Source organism: Bacillus sp. 7884-1, from assembly GCF_002272245.1.
GTDB lineage: Bacteria > Bacillota > Bacilli > Bacillales > Cytobacillaceae > Neobacillus.
The window spans coordinates 1-234 of the sequence record NZ_NPDD01000381.1 but is presented as its reverse complement, the minus strand read 5'-3'; the positions used below and the strand labels follow the sequence as shown (position 1 = coordinate 234).

Here is a 234-nt window from a genome sequence, read left to right as displayed (position 1 = left end):
ACGATTACTGGATGCTCTAATGGAGGGGAAACAACCAAAGTATCCATTGATCGTATTAATGCTGAAGAAGTTTTAAGCTTGGACCCTGATGCTGATATTTTTCAATATGAGGGAGTAATCTATAAAACGAATATTGATTGGGTGGAGGAATTGTCTTTAACAAAAGACGTTCAAATCGGTGAAATAAAAACTAAAAATGATACGGATACAGATTTCAAAGATGAGATGGCGAAT

At 35.0% G+C, this 234-nt stretch carries 1 pseudogene; it reads left to right on the top strand.

Annotated features, from left to right (window positions below):
• Positions 1 to 3 precede the first annotated feature (3 nt).
• Positions 4 to 234, top strand: a pseudogene (locus CHI06_RS29220) (hypothetical protein); the annotation flags it as partial.